The 21,905-nt window shown below is 70.2% G+C and carries 25 protein-coding genes; 13 read left to right on the forward strand and 12 right to left on the reverse strand.

Translation table 11 applies throughout. The features are described 5' to 3' along the window. Positions 1-155 precede the first annotated feature (155 nt). Positions 156-1,079, forward strand: coding sequence for an alpha/beta hydrolase (locus AB0G52_RS22070; RefSeq protein WP_361338029.1), 924 nt, complete (start codon positions 156-158; stop codon positions 1,077-1,079). A gap of 48 nt (positions 1,080-1,127) precedes the next feature. On the opposite strand, the gene AB0G52_RS22075 is transcribed toward AB0G52_RS22070, so the two are convergent. Beyond that, on the reverse strand, positions 1,128-1,556 hold the full coding sequence (locus tag AB0G52_RS22075; protein ID WP_361338031.1) for a hypothetical protein: 429 nt from the start codon (positions 1,554-1,556) through the stop codon (positions 1,128-1,130). 195 nt (positions 1,557-1,751) lie between these two features. Here AB0G52_RS22075 and AB0G52_RS22080 point away from each other — a divergent pair, with 195 nt between their 5' ends. Beyond that, the gene (locus AB0G52_RS22080) at positions 1,752-2,225 is read left to right on the forward strand and encodes a nuclear transport factor 2 family protein (protein WP_361338033.1); all 474 of its coding nucleotides are present in this window, start codon (positions 1,752-1,754) and stop codon (positions 2,223-2,225) included. A gap of 61 nt (positions 2,226-2,286) precedes the next feature. Here AB0G52_RS22080 and AB0G52_RS22085 read toward each other — a convergent pair whose 3' ends face one another. Both AB0G52_RS22085 and AB0G52_RS22090 read right to left on the reverse strand, forming a co-directional pair. Next, the gene (locus tag AB0G52_RS22085; RefSeq protein WP_361338035.1) at positions 2,287-3,510 is read right to left on the reverse strand and encodes an MFS transporter; all 1,224 of its coding nucleotides are present in this window, start codon (positions 3,508-3,510) and stop codon (positions 2,287-2,289) included. Further along, positions 3,507-3,992, reverse strand: a complete 486-nt coding sequence (locus AB0G52_RS22090) for a hypothetical protein (protein WP_361338037.1) — start codon at positions 3,990-3,992, stop codon at positions 3,507-3,509. The genes AB0G52_RS22085 and AB0G52_RS22090 overlap by 4 nt, the downstream gene beginning before the upstream one ends. A 56-nt stretch (positions 3,993-4,048) precedes the next feature. Between AB0G52_RS22090 and AB0G52_RS22095 the strand changes: the two genes are divergently transcribed. After that, on the forward strand, positions 4,049-5,056 hold the full coding sequence (locus AB0G52_RS22095; protein ID WP_361338039.1) for a helix-turn-helix domain-containing protein: 1,008 nt from the start codon (positions 4,049-4,051) through the stop codon (positions 5,054-5,056). Between the two features lie 26 nt (positions 5,057-5,082). Here the strand turns inward: AB0G52_RS22095 and AB0G52_RS22100 are convergent, their stop codons facing one another. From AB0G52_RS22100 to AB0G52_RS22110, 3 genes are all read right to left on the reverse strand, one after another. Continuing rightward, on the reverse strand, positions 5,083-5,571 hold the full coding sequence (locus tag AB0G52_RS22100) for a TetR/AcrR family transcriptional regulator (RefSeq protein ID WP_361338095.1): 489 nt from the start codon (positions 5,569-5,571) through the stop codon (positions 5,083-5,085). Positions 5,572-5,848: 277 nt separating this feature from the next. After that, positions 5,849-6,727, reverse strand: a complete 879-nt coding sequence (locus tag AB0G52_RS22105) for a helix-turn-helix domain-containing protein (protein ID WP_361338041.1) — start codon at positions 6,725-6,727, stop codon at positions 5,849-5,851. 104 nt (positions 6,728-6,831) lie between these two features. After that, positions 6,832-7,683, reverse strand: coding sequence for an alpha/beta hydrolase (locus AB0G52_RS22110; RefSeq protein WP_361338043.1), 852 nt, complete (start codon positions 7,681-7,683; stop codon positions 6,832-6,834). 435 nt (positions 7,684-8,118) lie between these two features. Here AB0G52_RS22110 and AB0G52_RS22115 point away from each other — a divergent pair, with 435 nt between their 5' ends. Both AB0G52_RS22115 and AB0G52_RS22120 read left to right on the forward strand, forming a co-directional pair. Then, positions 8,119-8,655, forward strand: a complete 537-nt coding sequence (locus AB0G52_RS22115; protein WP_361338045.1) for a GNAT family N-acetyltransferase — start codon at positions 8,119-8,121, stop codon at positions 8,653-8,655. Between the two features lie 28 nt (positions 8,656-8,683). Further along, entirely contained in the window at positions 8,684-9,031 is a 348-nt protein-coding gene (locus AB0G52_RS22120) for a type II toxin-antitoxin system PemK/MazF family toxin (RefSeq protein ID WP_361338047.1), read from the forward strand. Positions 9,032-9,307: 276 nt separating this feature from the next. Here AB0G52_RS22120 and AB0G52_RS22125 read toward each other — a convergent pair whose 3' ends face one another. Further along, positions 9,308-10,375: an alpha/beta hydrolase gene (locus AB0G52_RS22125; protein WP_361338049.1), complete on the reverse strand. Its 1,068-nt coding sequence runs from the start codon at positions 10,373-10,375 to the stop codon at positions 9,308-9,310. A gap of 216 nt (positions 10,376-10,591) precedes the next feature. Between AB0G52_RS22125 and AB0G52_RS22130 the strand changes: the two genes are divergently transcribed. Continuing rightward, positions 10,592-12,034: an aldehyde dehydrogenase gene (locus AB0G52_RS22130; protein ID WP_361338051.1), complete on the forward strand. Its 1,443-nt coding sequence runs from the start codon at positions 10,592-10,594 to the stop codon at positions 12,032-12,034. A gap of 44 nt (positions 12,035-12,078) precedes the next feature. On the opposite strand, the gene AB0G52_RS22135 is transcribed toward AB0G52_RS22130, so the two are convergent. Together AB0G52_RS22135 and AB0G52_RS22140 are read right to left on the reverse strand one after the other, a co-directional pair. Further along, the gene (locus AB0G52_RS22135) at positions 12,079-12,675 is read right to left on the reverse strand and encodes an NAD(P)-binding domain-containing protein (RefSeq protein WP_361338052.1); all 597 of its coding nucleotides are present in this window, start codon (positions 12,673-12,675) and stop codon (positions 12,079-12,081) included. A 41-nt stretch (positions 12,676-12,716) separates the two neighbouring features. Beyond that, entirely contained in the window at positions 12,717-13,535 is an 819-nt protein-coding gene (locus AB0G52_RS22140) for an inositol monophosphatase family protein (RefSeq protein ID WP_361338054.1), read from the reverse strand. 138 nt (positions 13,536-13,673) lie between these two features. Here AB0G52_RS22140 and AB0G52_RS22145 point away from each other — a divergent pair, with 138 nt between their 5' ends. The 3 genes from AB0G52_RS22145 to AB0G52_RS22155 all read left to right on the forward strand — a co-directional run bounded on the left by AB0G52_RS22145 (position 13,674) and on the right by AB0G52_RS22155 (position 15,911). Continuing rightward, positions 13,674-14,579, forward strand: a complete 906-nt coding sequence (locus tag AB0G52_RS22145; protein WP_361338056.1) for a LysR family transcriptional regulator — start codon at positions 13,674-13,676, stop codon at positions 14,577-14,579. Positions 14,580-14,741: 162 nt separating this feature from the next. Next, positions 14,742-14,936, forward strand: a complete 195-nt coding sequence (locus AB0G52_RS22150; RefSeq protein WP_132887579.1) for a hypothetical protein — start codon at positions 14,742-14,744, stop codon at positions 14,934-14,936. A 237-nt stretch (positions 14,937-15,173) separates the two neighbouring features. Next, on the forward strand, positions 15,174-15,911 hold the full coding sequence (locus tag AB0G52_RS22155) for a phosphotransferase (protein ID WP_361338058.1): 738 nt from the start codon (positions 15,174-15,176) through the stop codon (positions 15,909-15,911). Positions 15,912-15,948: 37 nt separating this feature from the next. Here the strand turns inward: AB0G52_RS22155 and AB0G52_RS22160 are convergent, their stop codons facing one another. Beyond that, on the reverse strand, positions 15,949-16,647 hold the full coding sequence (locus tag AB0G52_RS22160) for a TetR/AcrR family transcriptional regulator C-terminal domain-containing protein (protein ID WP_165939280.1): 699 nt from the start codon (positions 16,645-16,647) through the stop codon (positions 15,949-15,951). Positions 16,648-16,759: 112 nt separating this feature from the next. Here AB0G52_RS22160 and AB0G52_RS22165 point away from each other — a divergent pair, with 112 nt between their 5' ends. Further along, positions 16,760-17,902, forward strand: coding sequence for an NAD(P)/FAD-dependent oxidoreductase (locus tag AB0G52_RS22165; protein ID WP_132887582.1), 1,143 nt, complete (start codon positions 16,760-16,762; stop codon positions 17,900-17,902). A 104-nt stretch (positions 17,903-18,006) separates the two neighbouring features. Beyond that, positions 18,007-18,156, forward strand: coding sequence for a hypothetical protein (locus AB0G52_RS22170; protein ID WP_207921650.1), 150 nt, complete (start codon positions 18,007-18,009; stop codon positions 18,154-18,156). Positions 18,157-18,319: 163 nt separating this feature from the next. Here AB0G52_RS22170 and AB0G52_RS22175 read toward each other — a convergent pair whose 3' ends face one another. Then, positions 18,320-18,919, reverse strand: a complete 600-nt coding sequence (locus AB0G52_RS22175; protein WP_132887583.1) for a TetR/AcrR family transcriptional regulator — start codon at positions 18,917-18,919, stop codon at positions 18,320-18,322. 102 nt (positions 18,920-19,021) lie between these two features. On the opposite strand from AB0G52_RS22175, the gene AB0G52_RS22180 reads away from it, so the two are divergent. Both AB0G52_RS22180 and AB0G52_RS22185 read left to right on the forward strand, forming a co-directional pair. Further along, positions 19,022-20,185, forward strand: coding sequence for an epoxide hydrolase family protein (locus tag AB0G52_RS22180; RefSeq protein WP_361338061.1), 1,164 nt, complete (start codon positions 19,022-19,024; stop codon positions 20,183-20,185). Between the two features lie 267 nt (positions 20,186-20,452). Then, positions 20,453-21,172, forward strand: a complete 720-nt coding sequence (locus AB0G52_RS22185; protein WP_132887585.1) for a tectonin domain-containing protein — start codon at positions 20,453-20,455, stop codon at positions 21,170-21,172. A gap of 94 nt (positions 21,173-21,266) precedes the next feature. Here AB0G52_RS22185 and AB0G52_RS22190 read toward each other — a convergent pair whose 3' ends face one another. Further along, positions 21,267-21,860, reverse strand: a complete 594-nt coding sequence (locus tag AB0G52_RS22190) for a YdeI/OmpD-associated family protein (RefSeq protein WP_132887706.1) — start codon at positions 21,858-21,860, stop codon at positions 21,267-21,269. Between the last annotated feature and the right edge of the window lie 45 nt (positions 21,861-21,905).

Below are 21,905 nucleotides of genomic sequence, written 5' to 3' on the forward strand. Positions count from 1 at the left end.
GGCAGGATCCTTCCCAGGCAGAAACCTGGCTCTCCCGGCCGGGGCCGGCCGGACGCATGGTGGGTGTGTGCCCGGCCCGGACGGTGCGGACACCGAGCCGACCGACCGGTGCGGCGGCCCCCGGACTTCAGCGTCACCCTAAGGAGAGTTCCCCCATGCCCAGGACCCGTGTCACCTTCGACAGCGCCGGGATCGAGATCCTCGGTCACCTCTACATCCCTGACACCGCGGCACGGGGCCCACGGCCCGCGATCGTGGTCGGTCACCCCGGCAGCGGGGTCAAGGAGCAGACGGCCGGTCTGTACGCCGGCCGGCTGGCCGAACAGGGCTTCGTCGCGCTCGCCTTCGACTCCGCCTTCCAGGGAGAGTCCGGCGGTCTGCCGCGCGGTCTGGAGGACCCCGCCCACCGGGTCGAGGACCTCAAGGCCGCCGTCTCCTTCCTCACCACACGCGACGAGGTCGACGCCGACCGCATCGGCGCCCTGGGCATCTGCGCCTCCGGCGGCTACGTGCTCACCGCCACCGGAGGCGACCACCGGATCAAGGCGGTGGCCACCGTCAGCGGTGTCGACATCGCCCGCCAGTTCCGCCTCGGTGCCGACGGCACCCAGGACCCCGCCGTCTTCCAGGGCATGCTGGACGCCGCCGCCCAGGCCCGTACCGCTGCCGCCCGCGGCGCGGAGCCGGCGGTCCTGCCGATCTTCCCGGAGACGGCCGAACAGGCCGCGCTCGCCGGTGAGCACGGTGCCGACGGCTTCGACTACTACTGCACGCCCCGCGGGGCGCACGAGCGGTCCGCGAAGTTCTTCGTCTGGGAGAGCGTAGACAAGATGGCCGCCTTCGACGCCTTCCAGGCCGTACCGCTGCTCGGCGACCGTCCGCTGTTGCAGATCGTCGGCACCCGTGCCGTCACCTCGTGGATGGCCGTCGACGTCCACCAGCGTGCCACCGGCCCGAAGGAACTGCACTGGATCGGGGGCGCGAGCCACGTCGACCTCTATGACAAGAAGGAGTACGTCGACCCGGCCGTCGCGGAGCTCACTGATTTCTTCACCGCGGGCCTCGGTGCCGGAAAGTGACCCCGCCCACGAAGGCATGACGAAGGGGCCGGCCCCTTCGTGCCGGGGTCACTTGGCCTGGAGGGGGCCCGCGAAGGACTTGCGCAGGGAGCCGGGGGCGGCGAGGGGGAGCAGGGAGGCGAGCACCTTGCCCTTGAGGGTGGCCGGCTGCCGGGTGAGCTCGACGTCGACGCGGGTGCCGTCGCCCTCGGGGGTCAACCTGAACACCCAGCCGCCGCCGGCGCCGAAGAGCTTGGAGTCGAGGGTGCTGACGGTGACGGTGTCGCCGCCGGGCCGCCATGCGTAGCGGGCCCGCTCCCAGGCGGCGGCGGTGCCCTCGGTGACCTCGGCCCAGGTGTCGCCGAGGTCGTGGACCTCGAAGTGGTCCGCGTCGATGGTGGGCCAGGTCTCGGGGCGGGAGGGGCCGAAGTCGGTCAGCACCCCCAGCACGTCCTTGGGGGCGAGCGTGGAGACGAGGTGGAAGCGTACGACTGCCATGGGATGTGTCCTCACTGAGAAGTAACCGGTCTGACCGGTAACGAAAGGCTTGCATGCGCTTCCGTCACCCGTCAAGACGGTTACTCCTGAAGGATGTTCAGTCACCCGCCGGGGGTGTGACTCGACCGGCCGCCCCGCAGCTCCGGGGCCAGAGGCGGCGCGCGTACCCCCGGCCCGTCCCGCCTGGAGGCGACCATGTCCGCATCCCCCCGTACGCCCGCAGACCGGACACCGAGCCACCGCGCCGTCGAGAACCTGATCGCCCGGTACGCCGAACTGGTGGACGACGGGGACTTCGACGGAGTCGGCGAACTCCTCGCCGACGCGGTCTTCACGGGCAGCGGCGAGCCGGTGAGCGGACGCGACGCGATCGCGAAGATGTTCCGCGACACCGTGATCGTCTACCCCGACGGCACCCCGCGGACCCAGCACGTCACCACCAACGTCGCCGTAGAGGTCGACGAGGAAGCGGACACGGCGGCGGCCCGCTCGTACGTCACCGTGCTTCAGGCCCTGCCCGGCCTGCCCCTTCAAGCCATCGCCGGCGGCCGGTACCACGACCGCTTCGAGCGCCGGGACGGTCGGTGGCGGTTCGTGCAGCGCCGGGTTCGCATCAACCTGGTCGGCGACGTGAGCAGGCACCTTCGCCAGGCGGCCGGGCCGGAGTAGAACAACGGTGGAGCGAGCGGACACCCCGCGCCCGTGCTGCTTCCCGTCCCGGCGTACCTCCTCACCGGGACAGGCGGCTGCGGCCGTCCGCGTGCGCCGCGCGGTCCCCGGTCGGGTCTTCCCCGAACTTGTACAGCGCCAGTAGGTGGCGGGCCAGGGCCAGTGCGGCAAGCAGCGCGACGAGCACGCACACGCCCCACCAGCCGGCCCGGCTCCAGACGCGTATCCCGAGCCAGGAACCTGCGCTGCCGCCGACGTAGGCGCAGGTCATGTAGGCGGTGTTGAGCCTGCTGCGCGCGTCGACGCGCAGGGCGTGGACGCGGACCTGATTGGCGACCATGCCGGACTGCATCGAGGTGTCGAGCAGCAGTGTGCCGACTGTCAGGAAGGTCAGGCCCAGCGTGCCGCCACGGGCGCCGGCAGTGAGAATCACGGCGGAGACGAGGACGCCGAGCAGGCAGACCAGGTTCACCGGATCGGGGCCGTAGCGGTCCGTCAGACGGCCGGCGAGCGGGGTGCAGACCATGGTCGCCGCGCCGACCAGGGCGATCATTCCTGCCGCCTGGGCACCCAGCCCGTAGGCCGGTCCGTTGAGCAGGAGAGCCAGGCAGGTCCAGACCGCGGAGAACCCGGCGAAGACGGTTGCCTGGTAGAGGCACGAGCGGCGCAGGTCCGGCTCGGTGCGCAGCAGGCGCAGCGGCTCGGCCAGGAGCGCTGTGTACGGCTGGCGGGAGGACGGTGTTGTGGTCGGCACCGCGAACGCCAGGACGGTGGCGAGGAGCAGGGCCAGGACCGCGGCGACCAGATAGGGGGCCCGCCAGCCCAGCCACTCTCCGAGCGTGCCGCTGAAGGTCCGAGCCAGCAGCATGCCGCCGGTCGATCCGCTCAGCAGGGTGCCGATCACCGCTCCTTGGCGGTCGGCGGCCACGAGACCGGCCGCCAGGGGGCCTACGATCTGCGCGCCCACGGTGGTCAGGCCGACAAGGGTGCTGGCGGCGATGAGGGCCGGCAGAGTCGGTGCGCAACCCCCTGCGAGCAGAGCCAGGCCGGTCAGGGCGAGGAGGACGACGAGGAACGAGCGGTGCGGGAGCCGGTCGCCGAGCGGCACCAGCAAGACCGTCCCGGCCGTGTAGCCGGCCTGAGTGGCGGTCACCACCGCGGCGGCCGAATCGGGCGGCACATGCAGTCCGGCGGCGACCAGTGGACCGACGGCCTGCGGAAAGTAGATGTTGCCCACTGCCACGGCGCAGGTGACAGCCAGGATCAGGACCGTCCGGCGGCTCATCCTTCAGCCCGCCGGGCCGCCGCGACGCAGATGACCCGGCCGGAGACCAACTCACGCAGTCCCACCCGGCCGACCGGGAGGGACTGCGCCGCCCCGCGCCGGAACTCCTCGAAGCGCAGGCCGAGCCGCCGGGCCGAGGCCCTGCTCATGCCGCTCACGACGGATCCCGGCGCGATGGCGTTCGCCGTCATGCCATACGGTCGGAGCCGGAGAGCGGGCGACGGGGTGGATGCGATCGGACCCGCCTTCGCGGGGTCGGCGCGAGGTCCGGCCCCGGCGATGCCCGCGTCAGCGGCGACAGCCAGAGCTGCTCCGCCGATACCGGTGACGGCCTCCACAGTCTCGGCGCAGTCCGGCTCGACCAGGTCGATCACGCCGACCGTCAGGCCGCCGCCGGCCGGACGCCTGGCCGCAGCGGTGCCGACTCCCCGTGCCGCGCCGGTGACAACCGCCGTGCGCTGCACCTGAGTTGTGTCTGTCATGAGAGGAAGTCCACGGCATCGACGCGGCGCCGCCAATCGATGTAGCGTAGAGCTTAATGATCAGCTTCGTGCTCGGGGTCGACGACCTCGCGGACACCCGCTTCGCCCTCTCACCCCTGAACGAAACCTTGTTCAGCCTGCGCGTGCTGCAGGATCCGGGCCTGTCGGCGCTGCATCTGCCCTGGCGCAGGTCCGTACTCGGACGACTCGGCAGGCTCGACACCGGTCTACTGATGTCCCTGGTCGCCCAGCGGCGCACCCTCCCCGACTTCCTGACCCCGAATCCCACGAGCTTCGCACCGGCCTTCGAAGAAGAACTCTCCGTCGTCCGTCAGGCGTCCTGCGCTCGGGTCCGGCACGACCTGCTGCTTGCGCACGCGCCGGACCCTGTTCCCGAAGCGCTCCGCGACGCCACCGCCGCCGAGGACGCACCTGTCACCAGACTCCGCGATGCCATCTGCGATCTCCTGCGGCAGTACTGGGAGGTGGCCATCGAGCCGATGTGGCCGCAGATGCGACTGGTGCTGGAAGCCGACATGACCTACCGCGCCCGCCAGCTCGCTCTGGGGGGCGCCCGACTGCTGTTCGCCGACATGCACCCGAACCTGCGCTGGCAAAGCGGCGAGCTGTACATCCACAAGATGATCAGCAGGCACCGGGTCGTGGCATCCGGCCGGGGGCTGTTGCTCCTGCCGTCCGTGTTCGCGCACCAGCCCGCGCCCCCCGTCAGCCCGGACGAGCCGCCGAGCCTCGTCTATCCCAGCCGGGGGGTGGCCACGCTGTGGGGCTCGGAGATGCCGACCGTCGATACAACCGCCCTGGTGTCTCTGCTCGGTTCACCCCGAGCGAGACTGCTCGGCCTCCTGGAGGAGCCGCTGCCCACCGTGGAGCTCGCCCGGCGGCTCAAGGTCACCCCAAGCGCCGTCTCGCAACATCTGCGTGTCCTGCACTCCACAGGACTGGTCACCCGGACACGCGACGGACGGCACGTGCTGTACCGGAGAAGCGCGCTCGGCGACCGACTCACGAGCACCGCCGCCAGTCCGCGAACCCGCGACGGCTGAGCATCAGCAGTCCGCCGCGCGGTGTGTCAGGGGGTCCCGAGGCCGTTCAGCAGGGTGTCGACGACGACGTCCGCGGCCTGCCCGGGGGTCAGCTCCGGCAGTTGGCGGTTCACCAGGTGCATCAGCTGCGGCAGCAGCGCGCTCGCCCATCCCCGCGGCAGATCCCGGCGCAACAGGTCTTCGTCGGTGGCCCGTTCGAGGAAGGAGTCGACCTCGCGCACCGAGGCGTCACGGCGGGCGCGGACGGTGTCGTCGGCGAGCATCCGGCTCAGGTCGACCGGCCAGGTGCGGTTCACGCCGATGACGTTCTCCACGTAGCGGTGCAGTGCGACGGCCACGGGCGCCTCCCGCAGCCGGGCGTCCTCGACGGCGTCCTCGACCGCCTTCAGCCTGGCTTCGTAGATCGCGGCGAGGAGGTCCTCGCGGGAGGCGAAGCGCCGGTAGACCGTGCGCCGGTCCACTCCCGCCTCGGCGGCGATGCTCGCGATGCTCGCGCCCGGGTCGGCTGCGAGCATGCGCGCCCCGGTGGTCAGGACGGCTTGCAGATTGCGTGCTGCGTCGGCTCTCACCGGCCCGATTGTAATGGCCGGATGTGCAACCTGAGACAGATAGTGCCTCTTCGAGGTGCAATACGAGGAATCAACTACTACATCGAAGTGACAGTTGCAGCCGACATGGTCAACCGGGTGAGGCGATGGCGGCCGTGACGTGAGCGAGGTGTCGCCGGGAAGGGCGAGCGCTTCCGTCGCCGCTTCGGCAGGGGGCGGCAGGGGGATATGCCGGAGCGCGGGTTCAGCCGCGCGGCGCGCGTGCCCGGTGCGGTTCCGCCCGATCGGGGGTCCAGGAGGTGAGGATGCGCAGGGCGTCGTGGGAGGGGGTGCCGGTCTCGGCGGTGAGGACCATCAGCCGCTGTCCGGAACCGTCGGCACCGTTCCAGGTGTCGCAGTCGAGGGTGAGGTCGCCGACCAAGGGGTGCCGGTACTGCTTGGTCCCGTAGGTCGCGCTGTTGACGCGGTGCTCGGCCCACCAGGTGCGGAAGTCCGCGTCCCGCGCGGACAGTTCGGCGACCAGGCCGTCCAGCTCCGGGTCGTCCGGGTCGGCGGCGGCCGCCATGCGCAGGGCGGCGACGGCGTCCCGGGCGTCGTGGCTCCACTCCCGGTGCATCTTCCGGATCTCCGGGTCGGTGAACATCAGGCGCAGGTAGTTGCGCCGGTCGGCCGGGATCCCGGCGAAGTCGGTGTAGAGGGCGGCGGCGGCCTGGTTCCAGGCCAGGATGTCCAGGCGCCGGCCGAGGACCAGCGCGGGCGTCCCGTCGAGCTGGTCGAGCAGGCGGCGCATGGCGGGCCGCACCTGCTGGACGGGCGGGCGGCGGCGCGGGCGGTCGTCTGTGCGTCCCGCGAGTTCGTAGAGGTAGCTCTGCTGGTCGCCGTCGAGGCGCAGGGCGCGGACCAGGGTGGCGAGCACGGGCGCGGAGGCGCGTACCCGGCCCTGTTCGAGCCGGATGTAGTAGTCCACGCTGATCGCGGCGAGCTGGGCGACCTCCTCGCGGCGCAGACCGGCGACCCGGCGCGGGGCGTCCGCCTCGGGCAGACCGCAGTCCTCGGGATCCAGTTGAGCCCGGCGCGCCTTGAGGAACTTCCCGAGCGCACGGGGGTCGGTGTGTGAGGTCATGGCGTCCATTCTCCCGTGCTCCGCGCACCCGTGAGGTGTGCCGTGCGGTGTCCGTGGCAGCTCCCGGGGCGGCGGGGCGTCCGCCCCGCCGCCCTCCGGGTGGGTCAGCGCACGGTGGCGTGGGCGGCCCGCTCGATCACACCGGCCACCAGGCGGGGGTGGGAGACGGCGACCGAGTGGGACGCGGCGACCTCGGTGGTGTGGGCGTGGGCCCGCTTGGCCATGAAACGCTGCACGGCCGCGGGGATGTTGAGGTCGCGGGTGGTGACGATGTCCCAGCTGGGGATGGTCTTCCAGGCGGCGCTGGTGGCCTTCTCCGCCAGGGCGGACTGGGCGATGGGCCGCTGCTCGGCGGCCATCAGCGCGGCCTGGTCGGCGGGCACGTCGGCGGCGAACTGGTGGCGGAACTTGTCCTGCTGAATGTACAGGTCGGTGGCGGTGGAGCCGTCGGCCTGCCGATAGGTGACCGGGTCGAGGGCGTCCGGGAGGGTGGAGCCGGGGTACTTGCCGGTGAGTTCCAGGGCGCTTTCCCCGGGGGCCGGCAGGAAGGCCGCGACGTAGACCAGGGCCTTGACGTCGGGGTCGCCGGTGGCGGCCTCGGTGATGACGTTGCCGCCGTAGGAGTGGCCGACGAGGATCTTCGGGCCCTTGACGTGGTCGAGGACCGTGCGCAGGGCCGCGGCGTCGGAGGACGGGCCGCGCAGCGGGTTGGCCGCGGCGACGACCGGGAATCCGTCGGCGCGCAGCGCGGTGATGACGCCGTTCCAGCTGGAGCCGTCGGCGAAGGCGCCGTGCTCCAGGACGATCGTGGGCTTGGTGTGGCTGTTCGCCCGGGCGTTGTTCGTCGCGCCGCTGGCGCTCCCGCCGACGGCGAACGCGCCCAGGGCCAGACCCGCGGCGACCGTGGCGACCGCGCCCGTCACCAGGCGCTTGCGCCCACTCTTGATGCTGGCCATGACCAAACCCCTCACTGTTGCGTCACCGTCCTGGCAGGTGATCAACCTGTCATGCCTCTCGTCACCTGTCAAGGTGGTGACGAAAGGTGGTGGCGTGAGCCGAACGCCGACGCGGCCGGGAGGGACGGCGCCCTCCCGGCCGCATGCCGTGGAGCCGGAGTCACGTGTGCCCCGAACGCCCGTTGCCGCAGCCGCTGCCCAACTGGTCCACTACCTGGAGGCCCTGGTCCGCAAGCCCGGCGCCTTTCCCGGTTCGACCGGTGACCGGGCTCGCCGCCGCCCTCCGGGCAGGGGCCGTGACCGCGGACGCGGTCGCCCTGGAAGGGCGAGTGTGACGTTCCTGACCGAACGGCGCCCGGCCCACCTGCTTTGGACGGCGCAGATCGGCTGGGGAATCGCTTGGCCAGTGCTCGGCGGAGAGATCATCATGTGGAAATGTCCGAGAACCGATCCACTGTGGCACCGACTGTGGTGCGGCTCGCCCAGTACACGAAGGCGGACCAGGAGGAGATCCTTGGCACCGGCGATGACCCCTTCGGTGTCGCCTGGACCGGTCTGACCTGGCTGCCGAAAGAGGAGCACTTCGGCATCCGGCACGATGGCCGCCTCGTGGCACACACCGGCCTGCTGCGACTACTTGTTGCGATCGGCGACGCCGAGACAGAGGTGGTGGGCGTCGGCGGGGTGGCCGTCTCACCCGCCATGCAAGGTCAGGGCCTCGCTCGCCTCGTCGTCACGGCTGCCCTGGAACACGCCCGAACGATGGGTCCTCACCACGCACTCCTCTTCTGCCGGCCTCCCCTCGTGTCGCTCTACCAGCGCCTCGGCTGGCACCCGCTCGACAAGGACGTACTCGTCGAACAACCCGAAGGCCGCCTGGTCACCATGCCGCTGCGGACCATGGTGACGCCCCTGCGCGACGATGCCCGGTGGCCCTCAGGGTCAGTACGGCTGTTCTCACTCCCTATGTGACGGGCCCCTTCGGAACTCCAGCCACCCGATGACCAACGGTGGTGCACCAGTTTTCGAAGTCTGGTGGGTCGAGTTTGATGAGCGACGGCCGGTCGTGCCGCTGCCGGGAGACGAGGCGTCCGGGTTCCGGGCGATGCAGGTCGTCCCTCCGGCGGGCGTCGACATCAGCGGTCTGGGCGTCGAAGTGACGGTGGGCGCCACGGAGGGACTGCCCTTTGAAGGCGTGCTGCGGTTCGCGCTCCCGCGTCCAGGCTTCACCCCTTGCACGTGGCTGACCATCGTGTCCCGGGACGACCTGGTCGAGCGGGCAGGCGTGCTGTCCTCTGAGAAGCTCAGGGAGATTGAGGACGCCCTCCGCCTCGGGGGACCGGAGTAAGCGGGCAAGGGACGGATGCCGCGGATGGTGTGGGCGATCTCGTCCAGATGATCAACGCCGGCCATTTCCGCGGCGTCCACACGAGCAGGATCACGATCTACGGCTGGAGTATTGGCAAGAGCCGCGCAGTGCGGCCAACGGCGTCGGCTCTCGGTTACGGAGCCAGGTGGCCCCGGCGGGCAGCAGCACCACCGCGTCGCATGCCAGGGTGCACGGTTCCGCCGTTGTCGGCCGACTCCACCACGTGACTTCGCCCCACCGGATCTCCACCGGGACTCAGAGACGGTCGGCGTCGACCACGGCCTGGGCGAAGGTGGTGGGTGCCTCCTGCGGCAGGTTGTGGCCGATGTTCGCGATGGTCCGGTGCTGGTACGGGCCGGTGAAGTGGTCGCGGTAGGCGGCGCCGTCGCCGGGCGGGGTGAAGGGGTCGAGGGCCGCGTCGAGGGTGACCGTGGGGACGTGGATCGGGGGCTGGGCCGCGAGCTGCTTCTCGTAGCGGTCGTAGCGGCGGTCGCCCTCGATCAGGCCGATGCGCCAGCGGTAGTTGTAGAGGACGATGGCGGCGTAGTCGGGGTTCTTGAAGGCCTGGGCGGTGCGCGCGAAGGTGGCGTCGTCGAAGTTCCAGTTCGGCGAGACGAGCGTCCACACGTAGCGGCACAGCGCGATGCGCTGGTCCTCGTTCTCCATCGCCTTCTTGCCGCGGTCGCTGGCGAAGTACCACTGGTACCACCAGTTGTGCTCCACGGCCGGGGCGGCGGGTTCCAGCTGGGCCTTCACATTGGTGATCAGGTAGCCGCTGGTGGAGACGAGCGCCTTGACCCGCTCCGGCCACAGGGCGGCGATGATGTCCGCGGTGCGCGAGCCCCAGTCGAAGCCGGCGAGGACCGCCTGGTGGATCTTGAGGGCGTCCATGAAGGCGATGATGTCCAGCGCGATGGCCGACTGCTCGGCGTTGCGCGGGGTGTGCCCGGACAGGAAGCGGGTGCTGCCGTGGCCGCGCAGGTACGGGACGACAACGCGGTAGCCCTGGTCGGCGAGGAGTGGGGCGACGTCGACGAAGCTGTGGATGTCATAGGGCCAGCCGTGCAGCAGGAGGACCACCGGACCGTGCGCGGGGCCCGCCTCGGCGTACCCGATGTCCAGGACGCCCGCCTTCACGTGCTTGAGCGAGCTGAACTCCGTGTGGGTGCCGGGCGGGATGGTGGGCACCGTGGGAGCGGGAGGACCGCCCGCCGTGGGCTTCGGGGCCGCGGCCGACGCGCTGCTCTGGAGGCCGGACAGCGAGACCGCGGTGGCGCCGGTGCTCAGGCCGACAGCCTTGCTGAAGGTGCGCCTGTTGATCATGTGGATCCCTCTCGTGCGTTTCACCGCGCGGCTCAATGATGTGACGACCTTCGCACAACGTTCGTCACCTGTCAAACCGGTGACGGCGACGGCCGCACGAGGGCCCAAGCCTCGGTGAGGCTCATGGGTGTTGTAGTGCTTCGATTGTGTGCCTCTAGCATATATAAATGCTACATTGAAGTGACACTTTGCCTGCAGGAATGAAGAGGAACGCACGTGACCATCTACGACCGGCTTTTCATCGGAGGCTCCTGGGTCCAGCCGAGCGCTCCACAACTGCTCGACATCACCTCGCCGCACGACAGGTCGGTGGTCGGCCGCGCCGCCCAGGCCCGGCCCGCGGACATCGACCGCGCGGTGGCCGCGGCACGGGCCTCTTTCGAGGCCGGTGAGTGGCGTCTCACCCCGCCCGCACAGCGGATCGCGGCCCTGCGCGGGTTCAACGCGCTCCGTGAGGAGAACGCCGAGAAGATCGCGCACCTGATCTCCCTGGAGAACGGCTCGGCCTGCTGGTTCACCCGCGCCGGACAGCCCGGCCTGACCCGGCAGGCCAACGCCTATCTCAAGGCGGCGGAGGAGTTCGGCTGGGAGGAGACCCTGGCGCCCTCTGACCCGGCGTCCCCGGTGCGCAGCGTGGTGCGCCGGGAGGCGATCGGCGTCGTGGCCGCGGTGATCCCGTGGAACTCGCCGTTCTCCTCCGCCACCTCGAAGATCATCCCCGCCCTGGTCGCGGGCAACTCCGTGGTCCTCAAGGTGTCCCCGGAGAATTCGCTGAGCATGGGCTTCCTGGCCGAGCTGCTGGAGCGGGTCGGCCTGCCCGAGGGGGTGATCAGCGTGCTGCCCGCCGACCGGGAGACCAGCGAGCACCTGATCTCGCACCCACAGGTCGACAAGATCGCCTTCACCGGGTCGACGCGGGCCGGCCGCCGTATCGCCGCCATCGCGGGCGAGCAGCTGAAGCGGGTCAGTCTGGAGCTGGGCGGCAAGTCCGCGGCGATCATCCTGCCGGACGCCGACATCGAGAAGGCGGTCACGGGCCTGAAGTTCGGCTCCCTGCTCAACAACGGCGAGTCCTGCATCGCGCAGACCCGCATCCTGGCCCCGCGCGAGCGGTACGAGGAGGTGGTGACGGCGCTGAAGGAGCTGGTCGAGTCGCTGAAGGTGGGCGACCCGAACGACCCCGACACCTTCATCGGCCCGATGATCCGCCCCGACCAGCAGCAGCGCGTACGCGACTACATCCGGCTCGGCATCGACGAGGGCGCCCGCCTCGTCACCGGCGGCCCGCAGGTCCCCGAGGGGCTGGAGAAGGGCAACTACGTCACGCCCACCGTCTTCGCCGACGTCGACAACTCCATGCGGATCGCCCAGGAGGAGATCTTCGGCCCGGTCCTGGTCGTCATCGCGTACGACGACGAGGACGACGCCGTCCGCATCGCCAACGACTCCGAGTACGGCCTTTCCGGCGGCGTCTGGTCCGCCGACGAGGAACACGCCCTGGCCGTCGCCCGCCGCGTCCGCACCGGCACCGTCACGGTCAACGGCGCCTCCGTCGCCTTCGACGGTCCCTTCGGCGGCTTCAAGGCCAGCGGCGTGGGCCGCGAGTACGGTGCGGTCGGCCTCGGCACCTACACCGAGTACAAGACCATCACCGTCTGAACCCGCCGGGCGGCGCAGCCGGCCGTGCCCGCGCGGCCCGACAGTCAGCGGGCGATGGAGATCGCGAAGGGTGTGAATCCGGCGGACCGGATGATGTGCGGTACGAACAGGACCGCGGCCTCCGTGGCGCGGGCGGTTCGGATCCCGCCGAGGTCGGTGATCCATTCCTTCTGCCAGCCGAGGTCGGTGAGCAGTTCGCGGACGGCCCCCTTGGCCTGCGGGTCCTCGCCGGAGAGGAACGCGGTCGGCGTCCGGGAGAGCGTTGCCGGCGAGGCCATCACCGGGAAAAGCATGGTGTTGAGGGTCTTGACGACGCGCGTTCCCGGGAGCGCTTCCTGGAGTCGTTCGGCGAGGCTCGAGCCGGGGTAGAGCAGATCGGCGGGCAGTCCGTCCGGTCCGTCGGTCGTGGCGTTGGAGACGTCGACGAGGATCTTGTCCCGGAGTTCCTCGCGCAGAGCGGCCAGCCGGTCCAGCGAGCCGGCACCCGGGGTGGCGTTGATGACGATCCGGGCAGTCCTGGCGGCGTCGGCGGCGACGCCCGGCGTGCGGTCCGCCACGGTCACTTCGTGTCCTGCCCGGGCGAGGGCCGCGGCCAGGTTGCCGCCGACGCGGCCGTTTCCGAGAACTGCGATCGTGGTCATGATGATCCCGTCCTTCCGTGCGTGCGGGTCGTGGTGCGCGGTCAGCGCGAGAGTGTGGCTACGGCCTCGGCGTGGACGCCGGGCGCGGCAGCCAGGAAGCTCAGGCTCTGTGGGGTCCAGGGGCGGCCCTCGGCGTCGGAGATCCGTCCGCCGGCCTCGGTGACGAGCAGCGCTCCCGGAAGCAGGTCCGCGCGGGCACCGGCGAACTGCCAGAAGACGTCGATCCGGCCGGCGGCCACGTTCAGCAGGTGCAGGGTCGCGGGCACGGCGGCGCGGACGACGAGCGCGTCGAAGAGCATCGCGGTGATCGAGGAGCCGACGCGCCGCACGACCTTTTCCTCCTCGTCCGGCCGGGCCTGGCTGGTGGCCACGATGCTCAGGCCGAGGTCCGCGGTCCCGGAGACGTGCAGCGGCCGGCCGTCGAGGTGGGCGCCGGCGCCGGTGAGCGCGGTGTAGGTCTCGCCGGTCAACGGCAGGTGGACCGCGGTGAGCACCGGCTGGTTCTCACGCACGAGGGTGGCGGTCACCGCCCACTCCGGCAGGGCGTGCAGGTGGTTGACGTTGCCTTCGGCCGGATCCACGACCCACCATTCGCCGGGCGGCAGCGCCCCGCCGTCCAGTTCGTCCGCCACCCAGCCGGCGTCCGGGCGCAGGCGCGTGAGGCGGGGGCGCAGGAGATCGAGGGCCGTGGCGTCGTTGGCGGCGAGCGCCCGCATGAGCTCTTCGCGGGTCTGGTGACGGACCACATCGCCGAAGCGGTCGCGCAGTGCCGAACCCGCCTCCCGCACGGCGATCGCGGTCTGGACGAGCAGGTCGGCGTCGGAGGCGACGACGTCGGTGGTCTGAAGCGTTTCGAACATGGGGGTATTCCCGTCAGAGGAGGGGTGCTGAGGCCGGTCGAGGGCCGAACTGCACGTTGCTGCTTGAGCTTTCGCCTCACGGTATGCAGCCCTACGATTAACTTCAAATGCATGTCAGGCAAGGCTAGGATTACTCACATGCAATTGGATTTGAATCTGCTGGCCGCACTCGACGCGCTGCTGGAGGAGGGCAGTGTGGCCGGAGCGGCCGCGCGCCTGCACGTCACCGCCCCCGCGATGAGCCGGAGTCTGGGCCGAATCCGGCGCACGACCGGGGATCAGATCCTGGTGCGCACCGGTCGCACGATGACCCCGACGCCGTACGCGATCGCCGTCCGGGAACAGGTGCATGAGCTGCTGCACCAGGTCCAGGGGGTGCTGGCACCGAGCCGTGAACTCGATCTGGCAACGCTGGAGCGCACCTTCACACTCCGCTGGCACGATTCCCTGGTCGCCATGAGCGGTCCCGCACTGCTCGCGGCCGTGCGCGGACAGGCCCCGGGCGTGCGATTGCGCTTCGTCGCGGAATCGAGCATCGACACCCCCGAGTTGCGGCGCGGCGAGGTCGACCTGGAGGCGAACGCCAACCGCCCGAGCGCACCGGACATCCGTGCCGAGCACGTGGGTGAGACCCACCTCGTCATCGTCGTGAGGCAGGGGCACCCCCTCACCCGCGTCAGGAGCGTCACCGCACAGCGGTACGCCGCCGCCGAGCACGTCACCGTCTCGCGTCGTGGAAACCTCGCCAATGCCATCGACGACGCCCTCGAGCGGCTCGGCCTCGCCCGCCGCGTGGTGGCGACCGCGCCCACGGAAGCGGCCGCGCTGGAGTTCGCGCGCGGCTCCGACCTCCTGATCAGCGTCCCGGAGGCCACCACGAGGTCAGCGGTCGCCGACCTCGGCCTGGTCGTGCTCCCTCTCCCGCTCGAACTGCCGTCGGCACCGGTGTACCTGTCGTGGCATCAGCGTTACGACACGGACCGCGCCCACGCCTGGCTGCGCGGGCTGGCGCGAACCGCGCTGGCCACGTGCGGAGCGCCGTAATCGGCGCCGTCCGGCCGCTGTGCTGGCCGTGGAGTCGGCCAGACGCCCGTGGGGCCGGGCCTCACGCTTACGTCACCGCCTTGACTGGTGACGCAGGGAGGGGCATGCTGATAGCCGTCCAGGCGACGAGCAGGGACGCGATCCACGAAGTGGAGAATGGTCATGAAGAAGGAACTCACCACGGACGCCGCCGCGGCGGAGCTGCGTCACGCCCGGTTCGGCCGGCTCCCCGAGCGCATCCGCTTCGACCAGATGACCGAGGAGGTGGAGGTCACCCCCGGCGGCCCCAAGGACTCGTACACCCCCGAAGGCAGCTGGAAGCACTACTCGTGCCTGGCCCTCGACCTGGGCCTGTAGCCTCCCGGGTCGGCCGCTGAACCGGCGAACGGCGATGCGCTGTCCGTATGACGGGTGCGCCTCGCGCGCTGGATGCGCCGCGGCAGACAGGCCGCGGCCCGCCGCTGGACCTCGCTCGCCTGCTCCAGCACCTTGATCCGCCGCCGCGCTCGCCGAAGCTCTGTGCCCTGCGGACCCGACTCGACGCCGACTGCGATGGCAGGTCGTCAGGTGCGGGTGATCAGGCAGGGTGGACGGATGACTGAGTCGTCCTTGCCCGGGGGTTTCGTCAATGCGGTCGTTCGTGTCGGGGAGACGGTGCGCCGTCCGGCCTCGGCCCGCACGACGTTCGTGGGTGATCTGCTGAGGTTGCTCGAAGCCAATGGCTGGAGTGGTGCCCCGCGGTATCTCGGTGTGGATGACGAGGGCCGTGAAGTCCTCGGCTACCTCGATGGCCATGTGGCGTGGGAGCCGCAACAACCCGCCGCTGTGACATCCGACGAGAGTCTGGTGACGGTCGCCCGCCTCGTGCGTGAGTTCCACGACCTGACGGCCGGCACCCCGCTGGCCGGCGACCAAGAGGTCGTGTGTCACAACGACCTGTCGCCCAGGAACACCGTCTACCGCCCGTCCAGGGGCGAGCTTCGCCCCACGGCGTTCATCGACTGGGACCTTGCTGCGCCTGGCGCGCGGATCCACGACGTCGCTCACGTCTGCTGGCAGTACCTCGATCTGGGCCCTTCGGTCACCGACGTCGGCGAGGCGGCCCGGCGCATGAGGCTGATCGCCGACAGCTACGCGTTGCCGGACCGGCACCGTCTCGTGTCCACGATCTTGTGGTGGCAGGACCGGTGCTGGCGGGGCATCGAGAGGCAGGCCGACGCGGGTGACGTCGCCATGGCCCGGCTCCGTGACGCGGGGGCGGTGCGGCACGTTCAGGCGGCCGGTCGGTGGGTTTCCGACCACCGGGCTGTTTTGGAGCGCTCCGTGCGGTGAGCGCGCGGGCAAGGGCCGCAGTCGGTCGGCCGCGGCGTCATGCGGGCGGTCGCGGGTCCGCGGTCGTGTTCAAGCCCTTCAGGAGCATGTCGAGGCCGGCGATGAACTGGTCACGATCGGCATGGTCGCGCAGGTGCTGGGTGGTGCGCGTCAGGAAGGGATAGTCGGCCGGGTCGAGTGCTTCCCAGCGTTGGGCGGTCCGGGCGAGGAAGTCGTCGCGGCTGACGGCCGGGTCGTGGGTGATGCGCGGGGTGATGATCTGGGCGCTGACGCCGGTGATGTAGTAGGAGATCGCGGTGGAGACCGCGAAATGCCGTTCGGCCGGCAGCCCGGTGCGTGCGACCAGGGTGCCGATGCGGTCGAGCAGGCGCAGTGCGTTCGCCAGCGTGGGCGGTGCGGAGACGTGGGACGCCGCCCAGGGGTGCCGGTCAAGGGCGTCGAAGACGGCGACGGCAAGCGAGCGCAGCCCGGAGCCGGCCTCTTCCTCGGGACCCGGGTGCCCGGCGAAGGCGAGGCCGAGCACCTGATCGGCGGCCAGGGCGACCAGCTCGTCCTTGTTCGACACGTGCCAGTACAGCGCGCCGGGCCCGGTGTTCAGCTCTTTGGCCAGCAGCCTGAAGGTGAGCCCCCGCTCGCCCAGCTCGTCCAGCAGTGAGACGGCCGCGCCGACGATCAGCTCTTGTGAGAGGGCGCCGGCCCGACCCCCGGTGGGTGCTCTTCCTCGCGTCCGCTGCATGACCTCATTTTGACACACGCTGGACCGGTGTTCCATATTCCTAATGGAACGCCGGTCCAAATAGATGTCGGACACGTGCCCGACGCTGCGCCCTGCGGAAACGAGGAAGCCCATGAACACCAGCCACCATCCGATCGCCATCGTCGGCGCCGGCCTCGGCGGCCTGACCCTCGCCCGGGTCCTGCACGTCCACGGCATCCCGGCGACGGTCTACGAGGCCGATCCCTCGGAGAGGTCCCGCACGCAGGGCGGCCAGCTCGACATCCACGAGTCCGACGGGCAGCGCGCGCTCGCCGAGGCCGGCCTCACGGACGAGTTCCGCGCGATCATCCACGAGGGCGCCGAGGCGTCGCGCGTGCTCGACCAGGACGGCAAGCTGCTGTTCGACGCTCCCGACGACGGCACGGGCCGGCGTCCCGAGGTGCTCCGCGGAGACCTGCGCCGGATCCTGCTCGACTCCCTGCCCGACGGGACGGTCCGGTGGGGACACAAGGTCACCGGCGTCCGGCCCCTCGGCGACGGCCGACACGAGCTGACCTTCACCGACGGTACGGCCGTGACCACCGGTCTCCTCGTCGGCGCCGACGGCGCCTGGTCGAAGGTCCGCCCACTGCTCTCCGACGCCGAACCCCGGTACACCGGCACGACATTCATCGACATCTACCTGCACGACGCCGACGAGCGGCACCCCGCGGCGGCCGAGGCCGTCGGTGCCGGTGCGATGTACGCACTCTCCCCGGGCAAGGGGATCATCGCGCACCGCGAGGCGGGGAACATCCTGCACACGTACGTCGAGCTGAACCGCTCCGCCGAGTGGATCGCCGCCGTCGACTTCACCGACGCCGCCGCCGCGACCGCCCGGATCGCGGCCGAGTTCGACGGCTGGGCCCCGGAGCTCACCGCGCTGATCACCGACGGCGAGACCGCTCCCGTCGCCCGCCCGATTCACGCACTCCCGGACGGGCACCGGTGGGAGCGCATGCCCGGAGTGACCCTGCTCGGCGATGCCGCACACCTGATGCCGCCGTCCGGGGACGGCGCAAACCTGGCGATGTTCGACGGCGCCGAACTCGGCAAGGCGATCGCCGCTCACCCCGACGACGTCGAGGCGGCTCTCACCGCCTACGAGGAGGCGCTGTTCCCCCGAACCGAACCCTTCTACGCCGAGGCGCACGACATCCTGAACCTCATGATCGGCGACAACGCGCCGTCCGGATTCCTCGACCTCTTCACCGCCGCCGACCGGGCCGAGTGACATCGACACCCGGCAGCCGACCCGCAGCAGACGAGGAAGAGCTCAGCTAGAGCACATACGGGACCGAGGACGGCGTGGGCTGGGCGCCGACGTGGATCCAGGCCATGACCGACTTCCGCGGCGAGGATGACGAGCCGCCCTTCGACGATGTCACCGTCCGCATGACCGTGCCCGCGAGCATCGGCGGCAGCCGCGTCCGGGTGGAGCTGGCCGATGTCTTCGGGGACGGCGCCGTCCGGGTCGCGCGAAGCTGACCTGAACGTCAGCCACGGCGACGAGATCGTCGTCGATCTGCATCTGCCCGAGTTCACGCCCTGCACGTCGGCGAACCCGAAGACGAGTACGCCGCCCCCGACCGCGCCCATCCCCATGTCAACGGGTCGAAGCGCCTCGCGCAGGTGATGGCTCAAGCTCTGGTCAGGGCTGGTCGCCCACGAGAGCGAGGGCACGCGTCTCGGGAACTCCCAGCATCATCAGGCTTGTGATCGTCGCTGCTCGGGCGCCGAGGGTGCCGTTCGACAGGTCGCTGTCCGCGATGGCGAACACGACGCCGTAGGCGACCTGGCTCAGCATGCCCGCCGGCAGGTGCTCTGCGAACACCTCGGTGTCCTGGCCCCGTTGCACGAGGTCGGCGAGGAGGTCGTCGACTGGTCCGAGCAGGCCGTGGATCGCCTCGCCGTACTCGCCTCGGCGCAGCGCCAGCAGCACTCGGTACCGGTGTGCCACCGGCCAGAGGCGGGCGACGAAAGCGACCCACGTCGCGTCCGCGTCCGCCTCGGAGGCGTTGACTTCGGTGAGTACGGCTGTCATCTCGGCGACGGCCCGTTCCGTGAGTGTCCGGATCAGGTCGAGGCGCGAGGGGAAATGGTCGTAGACCGTGCGACGGACGACGCCGGCGACGGAGGCGATCTCGCCCATCCCGGCGTCGGGGTTCTCTCCCAGCACGTCGAGGGCGACGTCGAGGATGCGATCGCGCGTCTCGATCGTCGAGCGCGCACGGGAGGACTTGGCGGGCACGGCGCCAGTATTGCACATCGGTGTACAGTGAGATTGGCTGTACAGCAGTGTGCAGTGAAGAGTTGCGCTGCCCTTCGAAGCTCACGAGAAGAGAAGAAGGCCATGACCGCACCGACGCCACAGGCCTCGGCCCCCGTCCGCCCGTTCACCGTCTCGGTCCCGGATTCGGCGATCGACGACCTCAAGCAACGACTGTCCAGAACTCGATGGCCGGATCCGGAGACTGCGGGCGACTGGTCGCAAGGGGTTCGCGTGGAGAACGCCAGATCTCTGGTCGAGTACTGGGAGCGCGGCTACGACTGGCGGCGCTTCGAGTCCGAGCTCAACCGCTTCCCGCAGTTCCTGACCGAGATCGACGGGCTGGACATCCACTTCATCCACGTCAAATCCAAGAACCCCCACGCGATGCCGCTGATACTCACCCACGGCTGGCCGGGCTCGATCGTCGAGTTCCTGAAGCTGATCGGTCCGCTGACCGATCCGGCTTCGTTCGGAGGAGACGCCGCCGATTCATTCGACGTCGTCGTCCCGTCGCTCCCCGGGTTCGGGTTCTCCCAGAAACCCACGGAGACCGGATGGACCGTATCGCGCATCGCAAGCGCATGGGCGGAGCTGATGAAGCGACTCGGCTACACGAGATGGGCCGCGCAGGGCGGCGACTGGGGTGCCGTCGTCACCACCGTCCTCGGGGCCATGCAACCTGAAGGGCTGCTCGGAATTCATCTGAACACCCAGTACGCCTTTCCCGCGCAGATACCCGACACCCTGTCGCCCGAACAGCGCTACGCCGTGGAGACCCTCGCCCTCTACACCGGCGATCTCGGTGGGTCGAACCACCTTCAGGGCACGAAGCCGCAGACCGTCGGATTCGCCCTGGCGGACTCTCCCGCCGGCCAGGCGGCCTGGATCTACGAGAAGTTCCAGTCCAAGACCGACAACCACGGCCTCGCCGAGGACGCTCTCGGCATCGACGACATGCTCGACGCGATATCCCTCTACTGGTTCACCAACAGTGCGGCGTCGTCCGGCCGCATCTACTGGGAGAACAGGTCGCTCACTTTCGCCGGCCCCAAGGTGACGCTTCCGGTCGCGGTGACCGTCTTCCCGAGGGACATCCCCCGCGTGCCCCGCAGCTGGATCGAAGACACCTACAGCAATCTGATCCACTACGGCGAGGCCGACAAGGGCGGGCACTTCGCGGCCTTGGAACAGCCCGAGATCCTGGTCGGCGAAATCCGCACCGGCCTGCGCCCCCTTCGTTCCTGACGCCGACGCGCAGGCCCGGCGGCGTGGCGAGCCGCAGGCCGCCGATGGGATGATGGCAAGTCAAGCAGCCGCACGGGTGACCGCGATCGCGTCATCTCGATGGTTGGGCCAGCCGGGTGAGACCAGCGTGGAGCGGCCAACTCTCAGGCAAACCTTCATATCGGGCCAATTCACCTGATTGGCCTTTAAATATGGTTTAAGGGTGAATCGTTCCGGCTCGGGCAGCGTGCAGGCGAACAGCACCCGAGCTGGAAAGGGACCGTCAGCATGGCCGACTGGAAGCACATCGACGGGGCATTGGCGCGGATCGCAGTGGGCTCCCGGACCAACGTCTGGGGCGTCAACGCCGCCGGCGCGGTCTACCGCTACACCAACAACGACGCAAGCCCCTGGCTCTACATCCCGGGGGAGTCACTGTCCGACATCGGCGCGGCCGCCGACGGCACGGTCTGGGGCGTCAACGCAGCACACGAGATCTTCCGCTACACCGGCGACCAGGACAGCACCAACTGGAAGAAGATCAACGGCTCGCTCGTGCGGATCACCGTGGGCTCCCGGACCAACGTCTGGGGCGTCGACCCCGCCGGCGCGGTCTACCGCTACAGCAACAGCGACGCCAACCCCGCCAACCCCTGGATCAACATCCCCGGGACGCTGTCCGACATCGGCGCGGCCGCCGACGGCACCGTCTGGGGCTGCAACGCCGCCAACCAGATCTACCGCTACACCGGCGACCGGGACGCCAACAACTGGAAGGGCCTCAGCGGCTCCCTCAAGGCAATCGACGTCGGCTCCCGCACCGCTGTGTGGGGCTGCGACCCCGCCGACTCGATCTACCACTACACCTACAGCGACACCACCCCCGCCAACCCCTGGCTCCAGATCCCCGGAGCGCTGTCCGACATCGGCGTAGGCGCCGACGGCACGGTCTGGGGCGTCAACGCCGCCAACGCCATCTACCGGTACATCGGCGACCTGCCCGGCTGACCCGCCTCCTGAGACGAAACGTGCTGTGCCACGCAAAGCCCTCGGGCGCCGCGTGGCACAGCTTCGTGCGGACGCGCTCGGCCACGCCGGGCGGTTACGGGTGGAGCTTCTCGCCCTTCGCCAGCATCGCCACGTACGTCTCGATCCGGCGTGCCCGGGTCTCGGCCTTCTTGGCGTCCTGGATCCGGTACAGGATCGCGTAGCGGTTCTGCCGGTCGAGTGTCTCGAAGAACCCCGCGGCGGCCGGGTCGGCGGTCAGGGCCGCCGCGAGGTCGTCCGGCACCGTGGCGGTCCTCGCCCCGTCGTAGGCGGCCTCCCATCGGCCGTCCGCCTTGGCGCGGTCGACCTCGGCCTGCCCCGGCGGACGCATCCGGCCCTGCTCGATCAGGGAGGTGGCCTTGTCCCGGTTGATCTTCGACCACTTGCTGCGCGGCTTGCGCGGGGTGAACCGCTGGAGCCACCACTGGTCGTCGAGCCCGGCCTTCTGGCCGTCGATCCAGCCGTAGCAGAGGGCCACGTCGAGCGCCTGGGCATAGTCCAGCGCGACGATTCCGGGGCCCTTCTTGCGAAGCTTGAGCCACACGCCGGGCGAGACGGCGTGGTTCTCGCCGAGCCATTCCTGGAACGCCTCGGCGGATGCGAACGCGACGATCTCCAAGTCCTGAGTCACCCCAGCAGCGAACCACATCTGCCTGGCGGTTGTTCGCCGTAAGACATAACGCAGCACCCTCGG

The organism is Streptomyces sp. NPDC021562 (assembly GCF_040640875.1).
GTDB lineage: Bacteria > Actinomycetota > Actinomycetes > Streptomycetales > Streptomycetaceae > Streptomyces.